The following is a 26,783-nucleotide window of genomic DNA, read 5'->3' on the forward strand; positions in this document are numbered from 1 at the left end:
CTGAAAATTACTTATCGTGCTGGTGGTCGACCCCATCTTCAATAGTAGATAGTAAACACCAAGTCACTTGATACATAAAAAAGGAATGATTATGAGAACAAGCGTTAAGCCGATCATATTGGCCACTCTTTTCAGTGCTGCTCTTTGGGGATGTGCTTCTGCTCCACAACAACAATGGCAAGCCGATAAAAGCTACGATTTAACCGTACTACATACTAACGACCATCATGGTCGCTTTTGGCAAAATCGCCATGGCGAGTATGGTATGGCTGCGCGTAAAACCTTAATTGATCAAATTCGTCAAGAAGTTGAAGGGGCAGGAGGTAGTGTTTTATTACTCTCGGGCGGTGATATCAACACAGGAGTACCAGAGTCTGACTTACAAGATGCAGAGCCAGATTTTAAAGGCATGAGTATGATTGGTTATGATGCAATGGCATTAGGTAACCATGAATTTGATAATCCGTTATCTGTACTTGAAAAACAGGGACAGTGGGCAAACTTCCCAATGCTGTCGGCGAATATCTATAATAAAAAAACAGGTCAGCGTTTATTCCAGCCTTATCAGGTTTTTGTTAAACAAGGAGTAAAGATCGCAGTTATAGGGTTAACAACAGAAGACACGGCTAAAATTGGTAATCCAGAATACATTAGCGGTATTGACTTTCGTGACCCAAAAATAGAAGCCGCTAAGGTTATCGTTGAACTTGAAAAAAATGAACAACCCGATTTGATTTTTGCTGTCACGCATATGGGGCATTATCAAGATGCAGGCTTTGGTGTTAATGCACCTGGAGATGTCACTCTTGCTCGTTCATTACCAGCAGGTGCACTTGATATGATCGTGGGTGGGCACTCACAAGAGCCTGTCTGTATGGAGAGTGTGAATGTTGCTAATAGTCAATTTAAACCCGGTGACGACTGTGTACCAGACAAACAAAATGGTACCTACATTGTCCAAGCTCATGAGTGGGGTAAATATGTTGGACGCGCAGATTATAAATTTAAAAACGGCGAACTAGCATTAGTCAGTTACCGCTTAATTCCTGTTAATTTAGTGAAAAAAGTAAAAGTGGATGGCGAATCAAAACGTGTTTTGATTCAATCACAGATCACACAAGATCCAGCACTTTTAGCATTTTTGGCTCCTTACCAAGAAAAAGGTCAGGTTGAGTTGAATAACCAAGTAGCCGAAATTAATGGCAAACTTGAAGGTGACCGTAATGTGGTACGTTTTAAACAAACCAACCTTGGTCGATTAATTGCTAAAGCACATAAAGAAAGAGCTAAGGCAGATTTTAGTGTGATGAATTCTGGTGGTGTGCGTGATTCAATCGAAGCGGGTAGCGTTACCTATAAAGATGTTTTAAAAGTACAACCTTTTGCAAATCAATTAACGTACGTTGATATGAAAGGTGCTGAAGTCATAGAATATCTTAATGCAGTTGCAACTAAACCTGTTGATACAGGCGCCTATGCTCAATTCTATGGCATTAGTATGGTTGTTAGTAAGACCTCTGTAAGTGAAGTGAAAATCCACGGAAAAGCCATTGATTTAATGCAAACGTATCGCTTCACCATTCCAAGTTTTAATGCAGCTGGTGGCGATGGATATCCTAAAATTACAAATCATGCTGGCTTTGTAAATACTGGATTTGTAGATGCTGAGGTATTAAAAGATTATCTTGAGTCACATACACCTTTAAACGTTTCTGATTATGATGCTGCAGGTGAAATTAATTATAAATAATCTATTCAGATAGATAATAAAAGGTCTTGTTGCATAGCTTAATTATTTACAGGAGCTGCAACAAGCCTTTATTTTTTAATGTTGGCAGTGACTACAATAGACACTGTTTCTGGCTGCTAATTTCACTGATGTTAATGGCTTATCACAGCTAGGACATAATTCCCCTGTTTTACCGTATACATGTAACGTTTGTTGAAAATAGCCTGGTTTACCATCTCCTCCAACAAAGTCTTTTAATGTTGTTCCACCTTGTTTAATCGCTTCTTCTAATATTTTTTTAATGGCAATAACTAATCGTTGATAACGCTTTAAACTAATATTATTGGCCGCTCTAATGGGGCTTATTTTTGCATTAAATAAGGCTTCCGTTGCGTAAATATTACCTACACCAGTCACCACTTTTTGTTCCATAATAAATTGCTTAACCGGTATTTTTCTATTTTTAGCTTGCTCATAAAGCATTTCTGCCGTGAACTCCTCGGACAATGGTTCTGGACCTAGTATGCTTAATAAGGGACATTCTTGTGGTGCTTCGCCTAACCATAAAATGGCACCAAAGCGTCTGGGATCGGTATAGCGCAATAAACAATGCTGAAACTCAAAATCAACATGGTCATGTTTTTGAGGCTCGTCACCCAATTTGCAAATACGCAAACTACCAGACATACCAAGGTGGATCAGTAAGGTGCCATTTTCAAAGCGTAGCAATAGATATTTAGCTCGTCGGTCTACTGCTAGTAAAACTCTATTTTTTAATAGGGCTAATAAGTTACTAGGAATTGGCCAACGTAATTGATGATGGCGGAGTATCACACCACATATTTTTTGATCAACAATATGTGGGCTAATGCCTCGACGACTAGTTTCTACCTCTGGTAATTCTGGCATTTTGATCTCGTTATTAAATAAAATTAATTAAAACCCTAGATTCGCATAATAAGTGCAATTAATAAAATTAGTTAATGCTAAAAGGAAATAATATGAAGAATATTCCTACTTGGGCGATCGTAATGATTGGGTTGGTGTTTAATATATCATCCGCATTAGTGACACATTTTTTTATTGAAGAAAAAAACGAAAAGTTATCCGCACTTAATATGCGTGCTTCTGAAAACAGTAATCAAATTGAATTGTTGTGGTCTCAAATGGAAGCCATTGAACAAAAAAGAGATACCTTATTATTGTTAACTCAACAGGGGGAAATTAAACCTTCTCTGATACCTGTATTATCTTCTATTTTTTCCGCTCATCTACAACGTAAACTTAGCATCATAGAATTAAATGATTTTCAGTTTGTAAATAAAGAAATCAATCAATACCAGCACCTTATAAGAGAGCAGATCGATCAACGCTTTTTAACCAATCTAGATTATAAAGAGAGAGAAGGTGCATATAAAAAATCTATATCGAGTTTACGAAATTGGTCTATTTTTTTACAAATGATCGGTCTATCACTGATACTTGCACGAGATTTAAGCCGTAAATCATAATTAATTAAGTTTCGAATTTAATTAAAAATACAGTCAATTTTTTTTACTAGAAGGCTACTGACCTAAAAATTGTGCTAGCTGTTTAGCAGGCAATGACAGAAAAAGCTGTTCATCGACTTGTAAAATATACTGGTCATCTTGCTGCTGGTGGAGTTGCACAATAATCGGTTGTACCTGTTCAGCGACAAAAAATTTAATAATAAAGCTTGAAGTAGGTAAGCTTTGGAGCGTTAACACATCAAGAGGAACTGTTTGCCAGTTATTCACTATCTTCTGCAGTTGTTCACTGGAAATGCCTCTATTGGGCTTACTTTGCCAATTTCGGCCTACACGAGTTATCACATAATCAGGAGTGTCAATTTCTACAATGGTTAAGTCATTAGCAATGACATGACGCTGCGATGTTTTGGAAGATAAACGTAATTCTTGGCTGAAGTTAAAGATGAAGATGATCAGCAAAACACCAAAAATAAGTACATTATTCCAGCCTTTTTTGGATAAACGCATGCTAATTCCTTTTTTGTAGGTATAAAAAAACCCAGTATAAACTGGGTTTTTTTAAGGTTAAATCAAAATTACTTGATTTTGCCTTCTTTGTAGATAACGTGTTTACGTACTACTGGGTCAAACTTTTTGATTTCAAACTTTTCAGGCATGTTCTTTTTATTTTTATCAGTAGTATAAAAATGACCAGTGCCAGCGCTTGAATTTAAACGAATTTTATCACGCATTTGTAAGCTCCTTAAACTTTAACGCCATTAGCACGGATATCAGTTAAAACTGAATCAATACCTTTTTTGTCGATGATACGCATACCTTTAGTAGTTAGGCGTAATTTAACAAAACGGTTCTCACTCTCAACCCAAAAACGGTGTGTTTGTAGGTTAGGTAAGAAACGACGTCGTGTACGGTTCTTCGCGTGTGATACATTGTTACCAACAGCTGGACGCTTGCCTGTAACTTGACATACTCTAGACATGTCGAAATCTCCAAAAATATTAGTTTTACTCGAGCAAAATAGTCGAACACCTTTTTTAGCCGTCGCCAAAGGCGTCGAGGGCGCATTTTATACATGATTGAGATTAAAAGATCAACAATTGTGACAATAAATGCTTTAAATCCACCCTTTTTCCGCAAATGAGGTGTATTTTCCATCACCAATGATGAAATGGTCCAATATTTTAACATCAATTAATTGCAGTGTATTCACTAGTTTTTCAGTTATTTTTTTATCTGATTCACTAGCAGTTGGATCACCTGAAGGATGGTTATGGACTAAAATGACGGCTGCAGCATTTTCCTGCAATACTTTTTGCACGATAATACGTGGATGTACATTGGCACTATTGATCGTTCCAAAGAAAAATTCGTGAAAGCGAATAACACGATGTTGGCTATCTAATAATAATGCAGCGAAGACTTCATAGGGGTAATCTCGCATTTTTGCATTTAAAAATTGTTGTGTTTGTGCCGCGCTGGTTAAAGGGTCTCCTTTCATCAAAGGTTCTTGTAAATAACGACGTGACATTTCTAGTACGGCCTGCAATTGTACATATTTAGCTTGTCCTAATCCTTTATGCACACAAAAATCGCTTTCAGAGGCAGAAAATAAAGCGCGCAAAGACCCAAAATCAGTTAATAATTGACGAGATAAAGTAACAACATCGATTCCTTGGCAACCAGTACGCAAAAAAATAGCTAATAATTCACTATCAGTTAAACTATTTGCACCTTGCTGAATTAATTTTTCACGCGGCCTCTCTTGTTTTGGCCATTGTTTTATTGATGTCAAATCTGAATACCTCAATAAAAGATAAGAGCCTTAAATCTAGTTGAAGTTGTCACATATTGCGTAATATTTTTATGCTATTGTAACGCCCATTTTTTATTATTTTTGTTGAGAAGCTTATGTTGTCAATATTACCCCTTGAAGGGAAAAAGATACTGTTGGGTGTTTGTGGTGGGATTGCTGCTTACAAAAGTGCTGAATTAACCCGTCGTCTGATTGATCAAGGCGCGCAAGTTCGCATTGTAATGACTGCTTCAGCTAAACAGTTTATTACCCCTTTAACAATGCAGGCTGTTTCCGGGCATGTCATTTACGATGATTTGTTAGATCCCCAAGCAGAAGCCGGTATGGGGCACATTGAATTAGCCAAATGGGCTGATTTAATTTTAATTGCCCCAGCCACTGCTAATGCGATTGCTCGTTTACGCGCTGGCATGGCCGATGAGTTGCTTACAACGTTATGTTTAGCGAGTCCATCGCCTATTGCGATTGCTCCTGCCATGAATCAACAGATGTATTTAGCGGCTGCAACCCAAGAAAACTTAAAGGTATTAAAAGCACGTGGGTTACATATATGGGGGCCCGCTCAAGGCTTACAAGCGTGTGGAGATGTTGGTCCTGGTCGCTTACTTGAAGTTCCTGACTTGGTTCAATTATGTTGTGATTTTTTTGCGCCTGCGGATCAATCTTTAGCAGGTGTTAATATTGTGATCACTGCGGGACCAACCCAAGAAGCGATCGATCCTGTGCGTTATATTAGTAATCATAGCTCTGGAAAAATGGGCTTTTCACTGGCGCAGGCTGCGTTAAATATGGGCGCTAATGTGACCGTAATTGCTGGACCAGTTCAATTAACTCTACCTTCTAGTATTAAACGTATAGATGTAAAAAGTGCGATTGATATGCATCAAGCTGCACTTGCTTCAATTGTTGATGCAGATATATTCATTGCTTGTGCTGCAGTGGCTGATTATCGTGCACAGCAAGTCCATGACGAAAAAATGAAGAAACAAAGTGATACTGACTCAATCACATTAACCTTGGTTAAAAATCCAGATATTATTGCTGATGTGGCGATGGCAGTTAATCGTCCTTTTTGCGTGGGCTTTGCTGCTGAAACAAATGATGTAGAGGCTTATGCATTAGGTAAATTGCAACGTAAAAATTTAGACTTAATTGCTGCTAATGATGTTTCAATAAGTGATCAAGGGTTTAATAGCGATAATAATGCATTGACTGTTTTTTCTAAAAAACAACGTTTTGATATTGCATTAAGCAGCAAGAAAGAAGTTGCTATTCAACTGCTTAAAGTTATTAGTGAGCAGTTTAAATCTTCTTCTCAAGACCCGAGTAACGACACAAATTAAACTCACTTGTTGCTAAAACAAGTGATGCGTTTTTTTAGTTTTATCGTAATCGGGCCTAAGTTATATTTCAACATCGTTGAGTTAGACAGAGATTGCAATTCATATAGCTGCCCATCGCTATTGCGCTTTTAGTGGTTTGGCCATAAACATAGCGTAAACTAATGGATTTAATGGCTTTGTTGCACCCATAGTTAATTAGCGTTCAAGCTAATAACCACTAGATGATGATGCCGTTAGTTTTTAATTATTATAAAAATAGTAGTGACGTGGGGTGAATATTTTTGAGGAAACAGATCGTGGTAAAAGTGGCGTTGTGCATTCAGATAGATAGTTACAAAAAAGATAATGACAATAACAATAAAAAGAAAAGTAAAGATAACAAAGGAAGTTATTAAGATGGTTGCAAAAAACAATAATAAAAAAGCAAACCGAAAGGATGATATTTTAAGTGCGCTAGCTATTATGCTTGAAGGAAAACCGGGTCAACGTATCACAACGGCTAAATTAGCCGCAGAAGTAGGGGTATCAGAGGCCGCCTTATATCGTCATTTCCCAAGTAAAGCACGCATGTTTGAGGGGTTGATTGACTTCACAGAAAGCGCTATTTTTAGTCATATCAATCTTATCAAAGAGCAAAAGAAAGATACCTTTGTGAGAATTGAACATATTGTGCATTTTTTGTTGGGCTTTGCAGAGCAAAATCCCGGTATTACACGTATTTTAAGTGGTGATGCATTGTTAGGTGAAAATGAACGATTACAACTTCGTATCGAACATGTTTTTTCTAAACTTGAAACCCAATTAAAACAAACGCTTCGAGAGCGCCCTACATCAGATGGTCAAAAATTTGATATGGATGAAGGTGTCTTAGCTAATTTGTTATTGGCTTATATAGAAGGTCGTATTAATCAATTTGTTCGTTCTCAATTTAAACAAAAACCAACTCAACATTTTAAAAGTCAATGGCTGTTTTTTCATAAGCAGTTATTACAAAGTTAATTAGAGGAGTCATACTATGTCACAGGAAGGAAGTGTTGCCTCGGCAGTTGATGCAGTTGCCAATACGATTGAACAAAATGTAGACGTAATAAACAACAGCGTAGAGTGGATTGCAGATAATCAAGAGCTTATTATTGCTTATGGTATGAATATTGTTTTTGCCATTGCAACACTTGTTTTAGGTCTGATGGTTGCTCGTTTTATCGCTGGCACATTACATAAGATTCTAACAAAGCGTAAGTTAGATAGTACGATCGTTGATTTTGTTTCACATATGGTACGTTATGTCATTATTGCATTTGTTGTTATTGCTGCATTAGGGCGAATTGGCGTTGAAACTACCTCCTTTGTAGCGATTATTGGTGCGGCTGGTTTAGCAGTTGGTTTAGCATTGCAGGGCTCTTTATCTAACTTTGCATCGGGCGTTTTGATTATTGCTTTGCGTCCATTTAAAGCTGGGGAATATATCGAAGCAGCTGGTACAGCGGGTGTTGTCGAATCTGTACAGATATTTTCAACAACATTAACTACCGCAGATAATAAGTATGTAGTGGTACCTAATTCAGCTATTTTAGGTGGCAATATAATCAATTATTCTCGTAAGCCTACTCGTCGTATTGATTTAATTATCGGAGTGAGCTATAACGCAGATTTAGCAAAAACAAAAGCCGTTTTAGAAGCTGTTATTAAAGCCAATAATGCGGTTTTAAAGTCTCCTGAACCCCAAGTTGCAGTCGCGGAGTTGGGTGACTCAAGTGTTAATTTAGTGGTTCGCCCATGGGTTAATGGACCTGACTATTGGCCTGTTCGTTTTGAATTGATGGAAGCGATTAAAAACGGCTTAGATGAAGCCGGAATCGAAATACCATTTCCACAAATGGATGTGCATATGGATAAATAGTGAATCACTATTATCAGAATAAAAAACCAGCTTTTTTAGGCTGGTTTTTTGTTTTTAGCTATGTCCATTTATTTGTCCTTCATTCTTTTTAGTGTTTTACAATTAGAAATTTGCCATATTTAAGGACTTATATTGTGACCTTGAATATTTGAGAGCAATTCATTTTGAGAAGTAATGAGCCTATAAGTTTGATCTCGCCTACACTCTTTAATCATGATTCTCTGAATCAAGCTTAAAGTCCACAAAAAATATGTTGTGAATAGATAAGTGGTGTAGTATCTGCAGTAGCTAATTAATCAATAGCCAAATCATCAATAGATAATCCGTCAATAGATAATATCAGTCATTAAATAATGAGATAAAAATTGATAAGGTATAACATTAATAGCTGACAGTTGTTGGCTTAGTTAGTTATATCTAACCATTTATATTTATCCTATAATAAACCTTGATTGTTAAATGAAAAGAGAAATTATGCATAACCCATTCATACAGATTGCAGGATCAAAACGCAGCCTACATGTTCAAGTTGCACGTGAAATTGCACGTAAAATTTTATCTGGTGAAGCGGCTCAAAATGAGATTATTCCAAGTGAAATGGTCCTGTGTGAGCAATTTAGTGTTAGTCGTACAGCTTTGCGTGAAGCTATTAAATTATTAACTTCAAAGGGCTTATTAGAATCTAAACCTAAGGTTGGCACGCGTGTTAAAAGTCGAGACAATTGGAACTTTTTAGATGCTCAATTACTGGATTGGGTTATCGACCTTGGTGATAACGAAATCGTTTACCAAGAGTTTTTAGCGTTAAGAAAAGCCATTGAACCTGAAGCTGCGGCTCTTGCTGCAAAAAATGCAACGGCACAACAAAGAATTTTGTTATCTGCTACTTTTCAACAAATGGATTATATTTCTAAAAACTTCGATGCGCAAAAATGGATGGAAGTGGATATGGAGTTTCATCGTCTTGTTTTCTTATCAACGGGTAATAGCTTCTATTTACCGTTTGCTAACGTCTTATGTACCATGTTTAGAAGTTTTATCAGTCATTCTTCAGAGAAGGGCGGCACTTGTATTGGTGAGCATCGTGCCATTTATTCTGCCATTATGGCTGGTGATGCAGATAAAGCGCGCGAAGCAAATGCGATTTTATTGAAAAACACTAATCATCGTCTTCCTACTAGTAATTAATATTACTTAGCTAATATTGCTTAACAAGTAGCGATAGCTGGCTGGTAACGAAGCAAAAAACCGCTGTTAGTTTATGACTAATAGCGGTTTTTTGCTTTGTATTAAGGTACTTAGCAATCGTAATAAATATCCATTGTATATTCTTCATTATTCATAGCTATTAACGCTTCGTGATCGAATCATTAAATATTGCTATAGGCCCAGTCCAGGTAATCGTTTCACCTTTAATGACCACACTATTTTGAGTATGTTTATCTACATCGGTAAGATTACTGACACAAACTTTAATATACTTATTATCAACTAAATTAATATTGATCACCGATGCATTGTTATTTGAATATAACACATCAATGGATACAACTTGTCCACGGGCATTTAGGCTCGCTTCTATCGCTTCATTAAAGTAGCCGTGTGTTTCATACACATTGGCAAATAAGTGATTGGCTGCCTTTTGGCGAAGCATTAACATTGGCTCGTTGCGTAAGTTGAAATCAGGATCATTTGCCCCAGTACGAGTAAAAATAACTTCACTGTCTTTGTTGGCGCTGCTGATTAATGAATAGTAACTATTGCCCATTAACCAAGTGGTTAATGATGAGCCTTCTACTTTACCTTGACCAAGGTTCCAAAGATGTTGGTAACCATAGCCATCACCCACTGTGCTTAAGCTTTTATGTGCTTGATACTCAAAATTAGTACGGATGATTTGTCCGTTATAATGAACTGGGTAATCGTAGCAGTGCTCTTCTTCACTGATCATACGGAATAGATCGATAATAAGCGGTTTTTCAAACTCCTCTGACTCAAGCATGATCACGGTACGTTGTTGGTCAACACCGGTATAGAAATCACGTGCAAAAGCACTCATTGCTTGCAGCTTACCATCGCCTGTTTCATTAGACGCTTTATTAGATAATAGTGTGAAGTGTTTTTCGCCATTATGCTGTTGAGCAATCGCTGTACTACCTTGGTTTTGGCTGATTTGATCAACTACTACGGTATTGTGTGCAATAGTTTGTTTACAGTAGCTTTTGTTTTCTGGAATGTAACGACCACCAAATTTAGGCTCGATGTTAACCCAACGACCATAACCGTAATCATTAATGAATTCTTGATTATTGTTAAACAGACTTAGGTGTAAACCATCAAAATGTCCATGATCTAATGCAGAGTGAAGTTTTGCATCACTGCCATGTTGGCCATACCAAAGTAACGCCATGCTATCATCAGATTTAGCATCACGATGACGTAGAATGGTAACGCCACCGCATTCACCTTTTGCACCATCAGTTAAGCTTAAGCTACCCCAGTTAAAGTTAGGTACCTCTGCATTGTTCTGTAATGCATTCGAAAGGGTTGCACCAGTATTATGAACCCACACATGGCCTTGATGTTTAGCCATAGCCAGTAAGGTTTCATTCTGATCGTAACGGTCAAAACAGATGTTTGTTGCTAACAAAATACCAAGATCTTTAATATCCATGGTACGAGATGAGTCATTTAATGCGGGTAAGGTACCATCTGGGAATGCTGTTGACATAACAGCGTAAGCTGTTGTTTTAATAACCTCATTCTTTAGTTTATAAATGCCGACTTGTGGTTGGCGACGTTCAATTGTTTCTGCAAATAAGAAAATGGGACGTAACGAGAAGCGATGGTAATACGGACCTTCCATGTAGTAACCATCTGGCGAGAATAATTGTGTTAACTGGGCAATAAAACCACCCGAAACGCTATCACCTTTTAAGCCGTATAACGATTTGTCTACCGTCGCTTGGTCATTGATGGCATAAGCACAAATACCTGCACTCGCCACTGACCATAGACCGTGGTTATGAATGATATCGAAGTTTTCTGCATAGGTGACCACAAACATCTCAAGCATGACTTTGAATAAGTCATTTTCAATTAACTGTTGTTGATCTTCAGTTAATTTATGGCGAATACAAGAGTAAGCGCATGATGAATATAACATCCACATATTTTCGTTTAATGTTTGGTGAAACAAACGACCTGGTTTATTTGAGTCACGGCTAATGTTGAGCTCACGGTGTTTATAAACCTTTGCATATTCAACCAACATAGTTGTTGCATAATCAAGGTAGCGTTTATCTTCAGTGATCAGGTATAAACGACCCGCCAAATCTAAATGAATGTAATTTTGCTTATGACGGTTATGTTCGTAACCGCCTGCTTCACCGTGTCCAGGAATTTCGATACCCATCGGCATGTAAGCTTCAAGTGTTTTAATCTCTTCTGCAATAGAACGACCAATCAGTGAGTCAGAGCCTACGTATTGACGTAAGTCAGCTGCTTGTTCATAGCTCATTAGTAATGGTTGGTAACTCATGATTAAACCTCTTTACTTTTTACAGCAACAAAACCTTGGAAGCTGTATGTTTGATTATTAAATTCGATAGTGGTTTGGCTGTCTGCTATTACATGACGGTCATTATTAATCATCACGGTTAATGCAATACCTTCTCCAATGATATCGACAACGGTCGCTTGCTCATTAAAGCCAATAATATTAATAGTGTGAATTTTTCCCCGTGCATCTAAGCTTGCTTCGATTGCTTCATTAAAGTAACCGTGTGTTTCGATTACGTTAGCAAATAAGCTGTTTTTAGCGTTCTTACGGCGAAGTATTAAGCTGGTTTCGCTACGTAAGTTAAATGACGGATCGTTAGCGCCTGTGCGTGTGAAGTAAACCGTATCATCGCTTGATGCTGCACCTAACCATGTGTAGTAACTGCTACCTTGTAACCAGCTAACTAAGGTAGTGTCTTGTGCTGGACCTTCGCTTTCATTCCATAAATGTTGGTAGCCTGCATCATCACCCATTGGGTTTAAAGCTACGTGTTGTTTATGTTCAACATTGGTGCGAATGATTTGGCCTCGGTATTGTAACGAGTAATCGTATTGATGTGCTTTTTCACTGCTTAGGCGGAATAAATCGATAAGTAGTGGCTGTGCTAATTGCTCATGCTCAACTAATACTAATGAACGTTGTTGCTCAACACCCGGATAAAAGTCATCAGCATAAGCACTCATTGCTTGTACTTTACCTTTACCAACAAAGAAATGAGGAATACCGTGTTTGCTATCCGCTGTATCAACATCAAAGTTGTTTTGACAACTTGCATCAATAGACACTAAGTTGTGAGCAATCGTTTGGCGCGCATAAGATTTATTTTCATCTAAGTAACGACCACCGAACTTAGGCTCGATATTAACCCAACGACCGAAACCATAATCACGCAGTACTTCTTGGTTGTTATTGAAGTAAGTCATGCCTAGCGTATCAAAGTGACCGTGGCCCATACCATGTTGTCCGTAGTTCATTACTAATTGACTGATGTCACCAGTCGCAGTTTGCATGCGAATAAAACCTTGTGCACCTTTATCACCATCAGGGCCTTCGCTTAATTCAACGCTTGGTAAACAAGGTAATTCAACTGAGTCCTGTGCTTCGTATGCTTGTGATAACGCAGCTCCACAACCGCTCACCCAGATTTGATCTTGAATTTTAGCAATACCAAAAAGGTTTTTATCTTCAGAATAATGTTTTGCATATAAACTCACAGCAATCACTACACCTTCATCTTTAATATCCATACTTTTCGATGAATCATTTAATGATGGAAACACACCGTTTGGATAAGCCGTCGATAATAATGATTGAATGGTTTTACCAATCACTTGACCTTTAAAGTTAAATATATCCAACTCTGGACGGTATCGTTGAGTTAATTCAGCTAATAAACATAAAGGACGAATAGCATATCGATGATAATAAGGACCTTCGATATAATAACCTGAAGGTGAAAATAAATTGCTTAGCTGTGCAAGGAAGCCTCCTTGTATGTCATCGCCAGCTAAACCATGTAAAGCCAAATCAATATATTTATCTTGTTCAATTGCTACGCCACATACAGCTGTTGCAGCCACTGCCCAAACACCGTGGTTATGAATGCGATCAAAATCAAAGTCATATCTAACCGTTGCAACTTCTAGCATGGGTTCAAATAATTGTTCAACAATGTGTTTGCGCTGTGCTTCGGTTAACCAGTGTTTAATGCAGCTGTAACCTAAGCTCGAATATAATAACCAGACATGTTCATTTAACATTTGGTGAAACAAGCGCCCTGGTGGATTAGTGTTTCTTTGTACTTGAAACCCTAGTGCTAGATATTTATGTGCATATTGAGTTAAGAGGTCTGCTGTAAATTGTGCATATTTTTCTTCACCAGTGATCAAAAATAAACGACCTGCTTGATCAATATACTTGTAATTCTGTTGATGTTTATTATGTGCGTAACCGCCAGCAGGGCTGTGCCCTGGTACGTCTATTGGTTGTGTAAGATAGTTATCTGTGTCGATAATAAGTGCATCAAGGCTGCGGCCCATTAAGCTTTGCTTGCTAAGTTGTTGTTGGATTGCTTTGATTTCTTGTTGGTCCATAAGCACTGCGTTGACGTTGCTAGACATTATTACCTCATTGCATATTTAAGTAAAAAATTCATGTTATAAAGTAATACAAATAAGATTTTAAATCACAAGTTTTTTTTGTTTTTAAGAATGAGATCTCTATTTTTACACTTTTAAATGTATAACGGTCACCGTAAAATTATTATTAATTCTCTTTCTTTAAATTTTTTTGCTACTTATTTTCAATGGGTTGGTTATAAATTTTATAGATGTATTTAATTGGCTGATTAAACTTTTATAATTTAGTCTATTTTATCTTTTTGATCTTAAAGTGTTTATTTTAATTGTCATATTCGCAGATGATCTGGATCACACATAGTGTCTTTTTGTATTACAAAATAGGGTGTGTAATGTACAATTTGAACCCTATTTAAAGAACAGAAACAGAGATCTGGTTGAGTTAAGCAATTGAAAATAGTTTGCTCCAACCAATACCATAATATGGATGAGCACAGAAAAGTCAGTTGTGCATAATATGCTTTTACATTATTAAAAATAAACTGCTGATTTTATAAATAAAACCAGCAAGAACTCTGAGATGAGTAATGGTTTTAATGAGTAGAGGGTAGTAATGGTTCCATTTTTTATAAAAGAGGTGACTAATGGGTGAGCTAAATATCGCTTTAATCGGCGAATGTATGATTGAATTGCAAGAAATTAATGGTGTTTGGCGTAAAAGCTTTGGCGGTGACACATTAAATACCGCTGTTTATCTATCGCGCTTAAGCGTAGGTAAAGCCGTTAATGTTAGTTACGTTACTGCGTTAGGTCAGGATAAAATCAGTCAAGAAATGATTGATAGTTGGTCTTTAGAAGGCATTAATACTCAGTTTGTACAACGCTCTGCTACTAAGCAACCTGGTTTATATATGGTTGAGACGGATGATACTGGTGAACGTAGCTTTTTATACTGGCGTGACGATGCCGCTGCAAAATACTGGCTGGAAACGGCAAGTGATGAGTTAATTGAACAGTTACTCACACAAGATGCTATTTATTTGTCAGGTATTAGCTTAGCTATTTTACCAGCCCAGAGTCGTGAAAAACTTTACGATATATTGAGTCGTTATAAAGCGACGGGTGGTAAAGTTTATTTTGATAATAACTACCGACCTAAATTATGGGATTCTACCGAGCAAGCAGCAGAAAGCTTCAAACGTATTTTATCTGTTACTCATACTGGTTTATTAACTTTTGATGATGAACAAGCGCTTTTTGGTGATACTTGTATAGAAGATTGTTTAGCACGAACCCGTGCTTTAGGTGTGCAAGAGATTGTCATCAAACAAGGAGGCAGTGAATGTTTAATTGTTACTGCTGATGATTCTATTAGTGTTGCGGCGACTAAAATTGCACCTGAAAATGTAATTGATACAACGGCTGCAGGTGACTCTTTTGCTGCCGGTTATATGTCAAAACGTATATTAGGCGAGTCAAGTATTGCTGCGGCTGAAAAAGGTCATCAGTTAGCAGGCACTGTTATTCAGCATAAAGGTGCGTTAATTGATGTGCAATATACAGCACCTTTTGTCGATTAAAGTTTATTAAAATATTCAATAGGATTAAAAATGACAACATTAAATGAAAAACTACAAGCTCTAAAAGTTATCCCTGTTATCGCAATTAAAGATGCTGAGGATGCAGTGCCGCTAGGTAGAGTATTAGTTGAAAATGGTATGCCATGTGCGGAGATAACTTTCCGTACGCCTGCTGCGGCACAAGCAATTAAAAATTTACGTGCAGCATTTCCTGATATGTTGATTGGTGCAGGTACGGTATTAAATAGTGAAACTGTTGATCAAGCGATTGACGCTGGTGTTGACTTCATTGTTAGTCCTGGTTTTAATCCAACTACGGTTAAATACTGTCAGCAACGTAAAATGCCAATTATCCCTGGTGTTAATAACCCATCTCTGGTTGAGCAAGCAATGGAAATGGGATTAACAACATTAAAATTCTTCCCTGCTGGCCCTTCAGGTGGTGTTGCAATGTTGAAATCATTGACTGCTGTTTATCCTGTTAGCTTTATGCCAACGGGCGGGGTTTCACCTGCAAATATTAATGAATACTTAGATATTAATGCAGTACTTGCTTGTGGTGGTACATGGATGGTACCTGCTGATTTAATTGATAACCGTGAATGGGATAAAATTGGTCTTTTGGTTAAAGAGGCTGTTGCGTCTCTAACTTAATTACTTACTCCTAATTTTTATAAACTGAGCCTTGATTATTGATTTAATCGAGGCTTTTTTTAAGTATCAAAAATTGAATTAGCTTAACGTACGGCTTCTAAATAAGTTCTTTTTACAGGCACTACAAAAGTGTTGATAATGATGTTCTTTATTTGATTTTGCTGCTTTATATTGCACCTTACCTGAATGGCAGTAGCAGCATTTCGCATTTTTTTGGCCTTTAATTTCACAATCGGGATGGTTTTTTAAATAATCTTCCAAATAAGGCAGATCTTGCCAATTATCTAAATTAGGTGATTGATGGAATGTAAAATAATAAAGAGAGAGGGCGGCAAATAAACCTCCTCCAAAAATAATATATTGAATAAAATCTTGCACTATTACCCACCTTTATAGCATCTCTATTAATTGAATAGACTTATTGATGACTTTGTTCCATTAAAGCTTAATTGATTAAATAATTCATCGCTCCGCATAAATTTATGGTTCTTATTACGGCTAATGACTATGGCCTGAATTATCATCAATAATTGTAGTTAACAAAAATGATAATGAGTAAATTATTTTAGTGCATGTGAAGAGAACAACTTTAGGTTGATATTGTTTATTTTTTTACAAAACTTCTCGCCAGTTCTCAGCAAGGTGGCGAACGTTAAATTGAGACTGTCATATTATATCTTGATAATTAAAGTTCAGTGGTCAACCCTGAATAAAGAAGAAGCAGTATGTTAGGGTATTATTTATTAATAATCAGATATTTATTCTTTTTCTGGTGTATCTGTTGTCAGTGCTGTTTGTGTTTTATCTAGTTCATCGTCCTCGGGTAGGGGCTGTCCCGTGTATGCATGTAAAAATGCTTCACATAATAACTCACTATTAGTTGCGTGGCGTAAGTTATTCACTTGACGTCTAGTTCGCTCATCGGTCAATATTTTAAGGACTTTAGTAGGGATTGATACCGTCACTTTTTTTACTTGTTCACTCTTTTTGCCGTGTTCAGCATAAGGGCTAATATATTCACCATTCCATTTTGTTGACATAATAATAACCTTTTAAAAAATATGCTTCATTTTACCCTGAGATTTTTAACATAGCAATCTGAACGTAAAGAGGGCTAGAAGTCTAGCAATCTAATGGTGATTTTATATTAATAGGAGCAGGGAGTGAACGCTTAACTTTACAGTGGGTTATTGGTTACTAAGAGCAGACAGTAAATCTTCATTAGAAGTTGTCAGTGTTACGCTTTTAAATGGATTTAAAGATAAGGTTTTATCTTCATTGAGAGTAATGTCATAAAACTGTGGCAAGTTAAAGTTAATTTGATCATCTTGTTGATTGGAAACATGGCTGTTGGAAGCATAAAAACGATTTACGTTCTGTACAAACTCGTTTTTAGATCCTGCGAAGTTTAAAAATGTCTCAATATCATTTTCTGCATTGGCAATATAAACATTAAACCCATTACTATAGTTTTCAAAAAAGAATTGAATTAAACCTTCACTGATATGCGATTCGATCACATTGGCTGTTTGATCAAAATGTGTATTTTTTAAATTGACCGTGCTCGCTGATAGTTTCTTTTTAGAAATGTGGCTATAGATATCTACTGCGCTTTCCAAGTGCTGTAGTGAAACGCCTTTACGTTCAAAGTAAAAACCAAATTTTCTACCGCCGGTCCATAATGTTTGTACGGAGCGAGTATGAACAGTATGTAAGCGTAATTGAATAAATTCATTTAACTTACTTCCAAAAGATTGGCAAATTTGTTCGCTAAAGTGTCTGCTATAACAAAATAAATCAATTTGATTTGGCGGTGATGCATCTTGATGCATTTTTGAAAGAATGGTATTCAAGGCTTCAACAACTGAGAATTGACTATTAAAGTGTAAGGTACGTACTTCATTCCATGAGTTGCGGTAGATAAAGTCGATACTACCTATTAAACTCTCTTTATGCTCGCCATAAGCCATTACATTATCAATTTGGTTTAGCTCACTTTCTTCAGTGTCTTGCCAGTGCCGTGTCGGGTCTTTTTCTACATTTAAGAATATTGATAAATGTTTAATCGCACAGGGGGCACTTAATGCTTTATCACTTGCTTTAGGTTCATATATAGGAAAAACAGCATATAAATCTTTTCCAAATTGGTTAAGGTTTTTATCTACTAAATCAGAGCCTTGGTTGTATAAATGCAGCATTGTATCTTCATCATAAAGTCCATTTACATAACTCCAAGCCACTAATTTTGATAAATATGGAGAATAACCAATACAAGGAGTCGTTGCTAATTCAAAGGTATCTAACGTACTGTTAAATAAATACCAACCCGCTTTGTTTTTTCGGTGTTCTGGAATTTGGATTAAGCTGAGATTATTCTCCATCAAGTTAGGTGAAATATTTGGGTTAATTATATCTACTTTACCAGGTAATGTTTCGTGTGCGGCATAAAGCTTGCGTGATAAAATTCCAATATCTTCGGCACTAATTGATTCGCTAATATTATTGTCACGTGCAAATTTAATGAGATTACTGTAGCTGAGCATTAGCGAGTCGAGCAGTAAATCATTGGCTTGTTGTACTTCTCGAATTTTCCAATTATTGCGATTGTCTAGATCTGCTATTTGATTATCAGTCCAACCCCATTCTTTAATCAGCTTGTTTAATATACTACGACGCCAAGCGCTATTATCATTACAAGAAGGCTTAGATATCATCTCTTCTGTTTTAAAATAAAAACAGACACGAACTAATTCTAGACGTTGTAAATCATTAATACTGATTAAGTAGTCGCTCACTTTCTTAAGCATTAAACAATAAGGGTCTAACTCTTCATCATAGGAGTCTTGTTCTTGAAAACTTTTTTTGTAGGAGGTTGAAATTAGTTCTGTGTTTGGGTATTCCCAAGAATAAGCCTCCATTAAAATAGTTTTTAATGTTGCTTTATAAGGGTTATCAATACCTTTGTACAACTGCCATAAGGTGGCACCAAATAATTCTTCCGCGGGGACGCGATGTAATCCACCTAAATCTAACCAATCGTCAATATTAATTTGCCCTGTCTGATGAAGTTCTTTCACATATTCATCATAATTTTTTTCATGTTGGTGCGGGATTTGACGCCATAAAATACGTCTACCGGCAACTCGCAAAGAAGTGCGATAAAACTCATCTAAGAGCAACATATGTTGCGAAGTGCCACAAGATTCATTACTTAGTTCTGACTGATTATTAACGCGAAACTTATTATCAGGAATGAGGAAAAAGTTTAATTCGACGCCTAAACTTTCCGCCCAGTAAGTTATTTCCCATGCTTTTTTATCAAGAAGGGCAACACGTTTTTTATCCAGTGTATGTGAATAACAAATCCAAACGTCAAAATCACTTTCAGAACATTGCCCAATAGATGACGTGCTGCCCATCGCATATAAACCAATAATTTCACAATGTGTCGCTTCATTATCAGGCAATTCGGTAGCAAATAATTGTTGAGCTAATAGTTGGTGTTTTTTGGTTGGACTAAACTGGCAAATACCGGTCGGCACATCGCCTTCGATATAACCTGGCATTGAAGGGGTATTAAAGTGGAGTAATAATGGAAAACTTTGAAAAACATCCGCTTCATCTTTTTTCATTAATGCTAAAGCAGATTTTACGCGTAGCCGAGAAAACTCGTCTGATTTGTCACGTAATTGGATGATTTCTTGATTCAAGCTATGTTCCATTATTACTGGTGTTTATCACACTTCACCATAAAAAAAGTGTGACCATAATAGCATTAATTCATGTTGTTGGAAATATATACTGGTTAGCACTCAGGTTTAAAAAAATAATGTATTTGGCATGGTAACAGGTATGGTTTTGACAACTTGAAGTATCAGAAAATAATGACTGCCTCCGGAATGCCAGAGGCAGTTTGATTTTTAATCTTCATCAATTTGATAAGGAAGTGGAGCATAATAAAGAGTAGAGCCTTCAATCTCTTTCACCTGAAAAACATCTGCAGGATTGGTATCTTTTGGTAGAACAGCTAACAGCTCAATATGATCATCTCCATATTGGCATGCAGAAATAATAGTACCGACTCGTTTCCAATTATTATTTAATAATACTTCGATTGTTTGTCCTGTTTTTGGACTCTCTGGTGAACGTCCGGTTAAAATAAATAAGGCGCGTTTATTCGCTCCTCTGTATTTAGCTCGAGCCACGGTTTCTTGGCCGATATAACAGCCCTTTGTAAAACTAATTGCGTTTAGTGCTTGTAGGTTAAGCATTTGCGGTACAAATTGTGCAGACGTTTCTGCTTGAATAAAACCTGTGCCTGCGGCAATGTTCATGGCATTCCATAAGCTATCATCGAAGACAACAGCTTTATCTTTTAAGTCGAGTAATAATTCTTCGGCTGCATCATTTTTCATGATCACTAAATAGCGTAATGAAGGGTAAGGTTGCTTTATTAGTACTGTGCCACTATCAAGTAATCGGCTAGTATCATGAGTCGCAGCAGTATCTACCTGTTCTGCAATATATTGCGCAGATTTACATCCCGCTAAACCAAATGCTTGGTACTCTGTTTCTTTTTGTATGGTTACTTTTGAGAACGCGGCATATTTTTTCAATTCCGGTAATTGTACTGTTGATACGGAGCTGGGTTGAACTAATAAAATGCGGTCTTCTAAAATAATAACCCGTGCAACACTCCATGCTTTACCTTGCGGGTTACAATGGGCAGCTAAAGTTTGTTCACCGGGGATTAATTTTTCTAAATCACAGGTTAATTGGCCTTGTAAAAAGGCAACACGGTCTTCACCTGTTACACTGATTAAATCCCAGCTATTAAGTGGGCAAAGAACTAAGTCGGGTAGTTGGCTAATGTTCTCAAGTTGACTAAGTGTTAGCATGTTTGGCCTCATTATTGGACGAATTTGTTTTTTTACAATGTTATAGCTCACAACCTATTTTGTCAGTAGTTGCTGTTAATAAAATGTTGTTGTTATGATGTTGTGCACTTTATAAAAAATTCCTCCATTTTTTCATATTTTTAAAAGGAAGTATCAGTCATGCCAGAAGAGGTTTCTCTTTCTCGTTTATTATGGGCTTGTCGTCGTGGTATGTTAGAGCTTGATGTATTGTTCATGCCTTTTGTAAAAGAGGCTTATAGCGAGTTAAGCGATCAACATAAATTATATTTTCATCGTTTATTAACATGTGAAGACCCTGAACTATTTGCTTGGTTTATGGGGCATGAAGTTTGCCCTGATCCTGAACTTGCAGAAATTGTCGATGTTATCCTCAAACGCGTTAAAATATAATATTCATAATAAACCCTCATTCATCGCCAAAGCCTTGGCGATGATCTTTTTCTTGACCATCGCTTTTTTGTTTATCCTGTTATGGGGAATAGGGTGGGTTAGTCTTTTATGTCTATTGGCTTATTTGAGTACGGCCTTCTATATTGTTTACTCCTTGCCCTTTTTGCCTTTTTCAAGTCGATTATCTGAAAGCGGTGAGATTGAAGTTAATCAACCCATTAAGGTTACCGGCGATATAAGTGCGCGCTCATTTTATAATGGCTGGATCTTATTATTATGTGTAGAAGTGAATGATCCATTATTAGTGAGCGATAAACACAACAAACCCAAACACAATAAACCTAGGAAGTGGTTTATTGTGTTTCATGATAGTGTCACTGATAGCGAGTATCGATTACTTGCCCGGCTTATCAACAGCACCAGTTAGCACTAATTTTTATCTGGATTTAAAATGGTTGGTTTTGGATCATCATTTTGCTCAGGATAATCTAAGTTGTAATGCAAACCCCGACTCTCCTTTCTTTGTATTGCACTTTTGATAATCAATTCGGCTACTTGAACTAGGTTTCTTAGTTCAAGTAAATTATTGCCAACTTTAAAGTTACTATAATATTCAGATATTTCGCTTTGCAGTAGTTCAACACGATGTAATGCACGTTGTAAGCGTTTATCGGTACGTACAATACCAACATAATCCCACATAAATAAACGTAATTCGTGCCAGTTATGTTGAATCACAACTTGCTCATCGGAATTCTCAACCTGGCTATCATCCCAATCTGGAATAGTTGCAAACTTCCTATTCTCATAAAAAGGGATACGATTAAGGATATCTTTGGCGCAAGCATGCGCGTATACAATGCATTCTAACAGTGAGTTTGAGGCTAATCGATTTGCACCATGTAAGCCGGTATACGTTACTTCTCCAATGGCATATAGGCCATCGATATCAGTTTGCCCATGATGATCAATCATCACGCCGCCACAGGTATAATGCGCAGCTGGGACAATTGGCATTGGTTGGTGTGCAATATCAAGACCGAGTAGTAGGCAGCGGCGATATATTGTAGGAAAGTGTTTAACAATAAATTCTTTAGGTCTATGGCTAATATCGAGGTACATGCAATCAACACCTAAACGCTTCATCTCGTAATCTATTGCACGTGCAACAATATCGCGCGGTGCTAACTCGCCACGCTCATCGAAGTCTGGCATAAATCGAGTGCCATCAGGACGCAATAATAATGCTCCTTCCCCTCTTAATGCTTCAGTGAGTAAGAAATTTTTAGCGTCGGCATGATATAAACAAGTGGGATGAAATTGATTAAATTCCATATTGGCTACGCGACAACCACTACGCCAAGCTAGCGCGACACCATCACCACTTGATACATCAGGATTACTGGTATATTGATATACCTTACTTGCACCACCGGTTGCGAGGGTGACAAAATGTGCTTTTACTGTTTCTACACGTTCTGCTGTACGGTTCCATACATAAGCACCCAATACTCTATTGGCGGGAAGGTTTAGTTTTCGAGTGGTGATCAAATCAATGGCGTTGAAGCCTTCCATTAAAGTAATTCTAGGGTGCTTCTTGACTGCAGCGAGTAAAGACTCTTCGATTTCTCGGCCAGTGGCGTCGGCTGCGTGTAAGATTCGTCGGTGAGAGTGACCACCTTCTCGTGTTAGATGATATTGTGTTTCTTCTTGGTCATTGACCTCGGTATCAAAATTGACGCCTGTCTCGATTAACCATTGCATGCTTTCTTTCGCGTTATTAACCGTGAAACGAACAGCGTCTTCGTCACATAAGCCTGCGCCAGCGACAAGTGTGTCTTCAAAATGCGAGTCGGTACTGTCATCATCTGAGAAAACAGCAGCGACACCTCCTTGTGCATAGTAGGTTGATCCTTCTGAAAGCTTACCTTTACTTAATACTCTCACATTACTGTGAGTGGCTATTTTTAATGCCAAAGATAAACCGGCTGCGCCTGCTCCGATAATTAAAACGTCACAAGTATATTGATGTTCAGTTGTTGTTTTATTTTCTGCCATGGCATTATATGCTCTATTTTGGATAAAATGATTAACTAACAATTCCGAGTACTTATGGAGTTTATCCAAAAATCCCTTTGTTTTGAATTTATTTGGAACTTTCTTTTTTTATAAAAGTCATAACTGTGAGAATCGATAGCTCACTATAAATATAGGTAGAAAAGCTCAATGAATGAGCGTGAATTAGATTTACAATTAATACAGCGTATACAAAATGGTGAGCAGCAAGCATTTGCATTATTAGTACGTAAGTACCAGACGCGTGTGGCTAATATATTAACACGTTACGTACGTAGCTCTGGTGATATACCAGACGTATCACAAGAAGTGTTTATTAAAGTGTATAAATCATTACCTAACTTTCGAGGTGATAGTGCTTTTTATACTTGGTTGTTTCGAATAACAGTGAATACAGCTAAGAACTATTTAACAAGTCAAAGCCGCCGCCCGCCAGCATCAGACATCGATGCAGAAGAGGCTGATAGCTATGATGGCAGTGGAGCTTTAAAAGATGATGCAAACCCTGAGGCTATTTTACATTCTCAGGAAGTAAAGCAAGTGATCTTAAAAGTGATTGGAGATTTGCCTGACGAGTTAAAGTCAGCAATTACATTACGTGAACTAGAAGGTATGAGTTATGACGAAATTGCGCAAATTGAAAGTTGTCCAATTGGTACCGTTAGATCTCGCATTTTCAGAGCACGTGAAGCGATAGATAAACAGTTAAAACCTTTATTAGAACATTAATTGGAATTAATAATGAAAGAATACTCACAAGATATATCAACACTCATTGATAATGAGTTGCATGATGACATGGTGATTAAACATATTCTTGATGATACTGAGTCACAGAAACAGTTTTCAAGATATCAATTAATCGGCGATGTAATGCGTGATGAAAGCGAAGGCTTGGATTTACGAATTGATATCACCAACAGCGTAATGGCGGTCATTGTTAATGAAACCCAAGATAATAAAATTGTACCGGTTGCTACACCTGAAAAGGTAGAAAGCAATGTTGTGCCTTTTATGAAACGCTTTGGGCAATATGCAATTGCAGCTTCAGTCGCTGGCGTTGTGGTGGTCAGTAGTTTAATGATCAATCAAAATGTAGCAACAGATCCAAGTGTGACACCTGTACTTAATACCGTACCTTTTGGTGGCGCTGCTGCACCAGTGAGTTTACAAGCTAAACCCGTACAAACTAAAAGTGATATCAAAGAGCGTAATGAACATTTAGAAGCGCTGCTTAAAGATCATCAGCTGCAGTTGCAAGTACAGCCTTAAGGTAAACGATGAAACATCGATCATTTTTAGTTGTACTATTTTCAGTAATTGTATTCTTAGTTTCGCCGCAATTATATGCGAATCAAGAAGAAGCGACACAACAAATCATAACAAAACAAGTTCAACCATCAGCGTTAACTTATTTAAAAAAGATGCAGCAAGCTTATAAAGAATTAAATTATGAGCTGCTCTATCTTAATACTGCACAAAATCAAATAGAGCCTAAGCAACTTATTCATGGTGTTCTTGACGGACAACGTATTGCCTATTTTTGTTATTTAAATGGCGGAATACGTGAGTCCTTACAATTTGACGGTAAAATAAGTTATTACCAACAGGGTAATCAAGCTTATAGCTTAGTGACAAATCGAGACCATAGTGTGTTTGCAAATATTGCTAACTTTAATTTTGAGAGCGGCAACAAAAACTACGAATACCTTATCTTAGGAAAAAGTAGAATTGCAGGTAAAAGATCTATTGCTATTAGAATGACAAGCAAAGATATGTATCGTTATAGTTATATTATTTGGCTGGATCTAGGTAGTTATTTACCACTACGATTGGAAACGATTAACAAATCTAACCTGATACTTGAACAAACTATGGTTGTTTCATTGAATGTCACTGAATCAATTAATCCTTGGATTAAAAGGATGAGTGATCAGAAAGCACCTGATGTTTTGCACTTACCTCAAACAACCGTTAAAGATGTGGCTCCTTGGGAGTTAACTTGGTTGCCTCCGGGTTTTAAAATTATAAAAGACGATCAGCATAAATTAATGCTGCATGATACAGATCCAATCTCGTATATCATGATTAATGACGGTATTGTTTCTGTCTCTGTTTACATATCAACAAAGAAGAGTACGTTAACACAACAGCAGAATATTATTCAGCGAGGTGGGACGTTGCTATATACAAAACAACAAGAAAATATTGAAGTGAATGTCATAGGTGAAATTCCACTGCTTACTGCTGAGAAAATTGCTGCATCGATTAAGGCTGCAAAATAATGATTCAAGAAACCGGCCGCATTATTGATATCAAAATAATTAATGGTGAAAAGACAGCGGTGGTAGAGTGTATTTCAAAGTCAGCTTGTAAATCATGTAGCAGTAATGATAATTGTGGAGTTGGTGTTGTAGCAAAAGGATTAAGTGATCGTTCTCATCATTTATCGATGCCGTATAAAGAAGGAATGGAAATTAACGAGTCGATACAATTATTAATTGAAAATAAAGATATCGTTAAAAGCTCAATGATTGTTTATATTATTCCTTTGATAGCATTTGTCCTAGGTAGCTCAATTAGCTACTTGTTTACCAATAGTGAACCTCTCGTTATCGCCATTTCTTTGCTGTCATTGTTTGTTGGCACCCTAGTCGCTAAAGTCGTTTCCTCTAAGTTGTATCCTAGTAACAGCCTAAACAAATTGATCAGTACAAAATAGCATCGTAAAACGTGCTATTTTAATCGATTTGTTTGTTAATTAAGCATTCGGAATAATATTCATAAAAAACGTTAATAAACGCTTGCCAATGCTTTCGCGATCCCTATAATACGCCGCACAGACAAGGGATGACGCAACAGCGACTAACTTGAACTGAGAACAAAACAAGCGCAAATAACGACTCAAGCTTCGGTTTGAAATTAAGTTAAAATAAGACGTTGACATTGTTCGAAAGGCGCGTAATATACGCCGCCTAGCCGAAAGGCACGCTCTTTAACAATTTAATCAAACAATCTGTGTGAGCACTTGTTGTTGATGTGATTTCAAAAAAATCAAAAATGTAATTCTTCTGCTTGCAGAAAGTTACAGCCTTTCTTGTAAAGGCAACATCAATAATAGTGACACACGAAATAATTCATTATTTCAGAATAATAAATTGTTAGTTTCTTATATTTATATAAGTGATTAGCAGTAAGTTTTAGTCAGTAGTATTGAGTCGCAACTTA

26 protein-coding genes are annotated in these 26,783 nt (G+C 37.0%); 14 read left to right on the top strand and 12 right to left on the bottom strand.

Translation table 11 applies throughout. The features are described from left to right. The first annotated feature begins 91 nt into the window (after positions 1–91). Positions 92–1,750, top strand: a complete 1,659-nt coding sequence (gene ushA / locus H592_RS0114775) for a bifunctional UDP-sugar hydrolase/5'-nucleotidase UshA (RefSeq protein WP_211235673.1) — start codon at positions 92–94, stop codon at positions 1,748–1,750. Between the two features lie 75 nt (positions 1,751–1,825). Here the strand turns inward: ushA and mutM are convergent, their stop codons facing one another. Beyond that, positions 1,826–2,638 (bottom strand): bifunctional DNA-formamidopyrimidine glycosylase/DNA-(apurinic or apyrimidinic site) lyase, encoded by an 813-nt coding sequence (gene mutM / locus H592_RS0114780; protein WP_028869448.1) that lies wholly within the window; start codon positions 2,636–2,638, stop codon positions 1,826–1,828. A 92-nt stretch (positions 2,639–2,730) separates the two neighbouring features. Here mutM and H592_RS0114785 point away from each other — a divergent pair, with 92 nt between their 5' ends. Further along, positions 2,731–3,240, top strand: coding sequence for a hypothetical protein (locus H592_RS0114785; RefSeq protein WP_028869449.1), 510 nt, complete (start codon positions 2,731–2,733; stop codon positions 3,238–3,240). 54 nt (positions 3,241–3,294) lie between these two features. On the opposite strand, the gene H592_RS0114790 is transcribed toward H592_RS0114785, so the two are convergent. From H592_RS0114790 to radC, 4 genes are all read right to left on the bottom strand, one after another. Beyond that, positions 3,295–3,747 (bottom strand): hypothetical protein, encoded by a 453-nt coding sequence (locus H592_RS0114790; RefSeq protein WP_028869450.1) that lies wholly within the window; start codon positions 3,745–3,747, stop codon positions 3,295–3,297. A gap of 68 nt (positions 3,748–3,815) precedes the next feature. Next, positions 3,816–3,971: a 50S ribosomal protein L33 gene (gene rpmG, locus H592_RS0114795; RefSeq protein WP_025562982.1), complete on the bottom strand. Its 156-nt coding sequence runs from the start codon at positions 3,969–3,971 to the stop codon at positions 3,816–3,818. 11 nt (positions 3,972–3,982) lie between these two features. Next, positions 3,983–4,219, bottom strand: coding sequence for a 50S ribosomal protein L28 (gene rpmB / locus H592_RS0114800; protein WP_028869451.1), 237 nt, complete (start codon positions 4,217–4,219; stop codon positions 3,983–3,985). A 135-nt stretch (positions 4,220–4,354) separates the two neighbouring features. Then, positions 4,355–5,032: a RadC family protein gene (gene radC, locus H592_RS0114805; protein WP_028869452.1), complete on the bottom strand. Its 678-nt coding sequence runs from the start codon at positions 5,030–5,032 to the stop codon at positions 4,355–4,357. A 116-nt stretch (positions 5,033–5,148) separates the two neighbouring features. Between radC and coaBC the strand changes: the two genes are divergently transcribed. The 4 genes from coaBC to H592_RS0114825 all read left to right on the top strand — a co-directional run bounded on the left by coaBC (position 5,149) and on the right by H592_RS0114825 (position 9,484). Beyond that, positions 5,149–6,396 carry a bifunctional phosphopantothenoylcysteine decarboxylase/phosphopantothenate--cysteine ligase CoaBC gene (coaBC, locus tag H592_RS0114810; RefSeq protein WP_028869453.1) on the top strand — a complete coding sequence of 416 codons (1,248 nt, stop codon included), beginning with the start codon at positions 5,149–5,151 and terminating at the stop codon, positions 6,394–6,396. Positions 6,397–6,792: 396 nt separating this feature from the next. Next, positions 6,793–7,395, top strand: coding sequence for a nucleoid occlusion factor SlmA (gene slmA, locus H592_RS0114815; protein ID WP_028869454.1), 603 nt, complete (start codon positions 6,793–6,795; stop codon positions 7,393–7,395). Positions 7,396–7,483: 88 nt separating this feature from the next. After that, entirely contained in the window at positions 7,484–8,296 is an 813-nt protein-coding gene (mscS, locus tag H592_RS0114820) for a small-conductance mechanosensitive channel MscS (RefSeq protein WP_051369202.1), read from the top strand. A 474-nt stretch (positions 8,297–8,770) separates the two neighbouring features. Then, positions 8,771–9,484, top strand: coding sequence for a FadR/GntR family transcriptional regulator (locus H592_RS0114825; protein ID WP_028869456.1), 714 nt, complete (start codon positions 8,771–8,773; stop codon positions 9,482–9,484). 160 nt (positions 9,485–9,644) lie between these two features. Here H592_RS0114825 and H592_RS0114830 read toward each other — a convergent pair whose 3' ends face one another. Together H592_RS0114830 and H592_RS0114835 are read right to left on the bottom strand one after the other, a co-directional pair. Beyond that, positions 9,645–11,837 (bottom strand): heparinase II/III domain-containing protein, encoded by a 2,193-nt coding sequence (locus H592_RS0114830; protein WP_028869457.1) that lies wholly within the window; start codon positions 11,835–11,837, stop codon positions 9,645–9,647. A 2-nt stretch (positions 11,838–11,839) separates the two neighbouring features. Next, entirely contained in the window at positions 11,840–13,978 is a 2,139-nt protein-coding gene (locus H592_RS0114835) for a heparinase II/III domain-containing protein (RefSeq protein ID WP_028869458.1), read from the bottom strand. A gap of 602 nt (positions 13,979–14,580) precedes the next feature. Here H592_RS0114835 and kdgK point away from each other — a divergent pair. Beyond that, complete coding sequence (gene kdgK, locus H592_RS0114840; protein ID WP_028869459.1) at positions 14,581–15,516, top strand: 2-dehydro-3-deoxygluconokinase; 936 nt, start codon at positions 14,581–14,583, stop codon at positions 15,514–15,516. Between the two features lie 30 nt (positions 15,517–15,546). Beyond that, positions 15,547–16,170, top strand: a complete 624-nt coding sequence (locus H592_RS0114845) for a bifunctional 4-hydroxy-2-oxoglutarate aldolase/2-dehydro-3-deoxy-phosphogluconate aldolase (RefSeq protein WP_028869460.1) — start codon at positions 15,547–15,549, stop codon at positions 16,168–16,170. 78 nt (positions 16,171–16,248) lie between these two features. On the opposite strand, the gene H592_RS0114850 is transcribed toward H592_RS0114845, so the two are convergent. From H592_RS0114850 to ygfZ, 4 genes are all read right to left on the bottom strand, one after another. Next, the gene (locus H592_RS0114850; protein ID WP_051369195.1) at positions 16,249–16,548 is read right to left on the bottom strand and encodes a hypothetical protein; all 300 of its coding nucleotides are present in this window, start codon (positions 16,546–16,548) and stop codon (positions 16,249–16,251) included. A gap of 380 nt (positions 16,549–16,928) precedes the next feature. Beyond that, positions 16,929–17,210, bottom strand: coding sequence for a met regulon transcriptional regulator MetJ (gene metJ / locus H592_RS22465; RefSeq protein ID WP_037071902.1), 282 nt, complete (start codon positions 17,208–17,210; stop codon positions 16,929–16,931). A 147-nt stretch (positions 17,211–17,357) separates the two neighbouring features. Further along, positions 17,358–19,880, bottom strand: coding sequence for a class I adenylate cyclase (locus H592_RS22470; protein WP_051369196.1), 2,523 nt, complete (start codon positions 19,878–19,880; stop codon positions 17,358–17,360). A gap of 210 nt (positions 19,881–20,090) precedes the next feature. Further along, the gene (gene ygfZ, locus H592_RS0114865; protein ID WP_028869462.1) at positions 20,091–21,068 is read right to left on the bottom strand and encodes a tRNA-modifying protein YgfZ; all 978 of its coding nucleotides are present in this window, start codon (positions 21,066–21,068) and stop codon (positions 20,091–20,093) included. Positions 21,069–21,227: 159 nt separating this feature from the next. On the opposite strand from ygfZ, the gene H592_RS0114870 reads away from it, so the two are divergent. Together H592_RS0114870 and H592_RS0114875 are read left to right on the top strand one after the other, a co-directional pair. Beyond that, positions 21,228–21,479, top strand: a complete 252-nt coding sequence (locus H592_RS0114870) for an FAD assembly factor SdhE (protein ID WP_028869463.1) — start codon at positions 21,228–21,230, stop codon at positions 21,477–21,479. Beyond that, complete coding sequence (locus H592_RS0114875) at positions 21,451–21,906, top strand: protein YgfX (protein WP_028869464.1); 456 nt, start codon at positions 21,451–21,453, stop codon at positions 21,904–21,906. Before H592_RS0114870 ends, H592_RS0114875 begins: the two co-directional genes overlap by 29 nt. 2 nt (positions 21,907–21,908) lie before the next feature. Here the strand turns inward: H592_RS0114875 and nadB are convergent, their stop codons facing one another. After that, a complete protein-coding gene (gene nadB / locus H592_RS0114880) occupies positions 21,909–23,537 on the bottom strand; it encodes an L-aspartate oxidase (RefSeq protein WP_028869465.1) in 1,629 nt (542 codons plus the stop codon). 168 nt (positions 23,538–23,705) lie between these two features. Between nadB and rpoE the strand changes: the two genes are divergently transcribed. From rpoE to H592_RS0114900, 4 genes are read left to right on the top strand one after another with little or no spacing between them, the layout of a single operon-like run. Then, positions 23,706–24,284 carry an RNA polymerase sigma factor RpoE gene (gene rpoE / locus H592_RS0114885; protein WP_028869466.1) on the top strand — a complete coding sequence of 193 codons (579 nt, stop codon included), beginning with the start codon at positions 23,706–23,708 and terminating at the stop codon, positions 24,282–24,284. Between the two features lie 12 nt (positions 24,285–24,296). Continuing rightward, positions 24,297–24,827 (top strand): sigma-E factor negative regulatory protein, encoded by a 531-nt coding sequence (locus H592_RS0114890; protein WP_028869467.1) that lies wholly within the window; start codon positions 24,297–24,299, stop codon positions 24,825–24,827. Positions 24,828–24,835: 8 nt separating this feature from the next. Then, a complete protein-coding gene (locus H592_RS0114895; protein ID WP_028869468.1) occupies positions 24,836–25,840 on the top strand; it encodes a MucB/RseB C-terminal domain-containing protein in 1,005 nt (334 codons plus the stop codon). Continuing rightward, positions 25,840–26,277 (top strand): SoxR reducing system RseC family protein, encoded by a 438-nt coding sequence (locus tag H592_RS0114900; protein ID WP_028869469.1) that lies wholly within the window; start codon positions 25,840–25,842, stop codon positions 26,275–26,277. The genes H592_RS0114895 and H592_RS0114900 overlap by 1 nt, the downstream gene beginning before the upstream one ends. The last annotated feature ends 506 nt before the right edge of the window (positions 26,278–26,783 follow it).

Source organism: Psychromonas arctica DSM 14288, assembly GCF_000482725.1.
GTDB lineage: Bacteria > Pseudomonadota > Gammaproteobacteria > Enterobacterales > Psychromonadaceae > Psychromonas > Psychromonas arctica.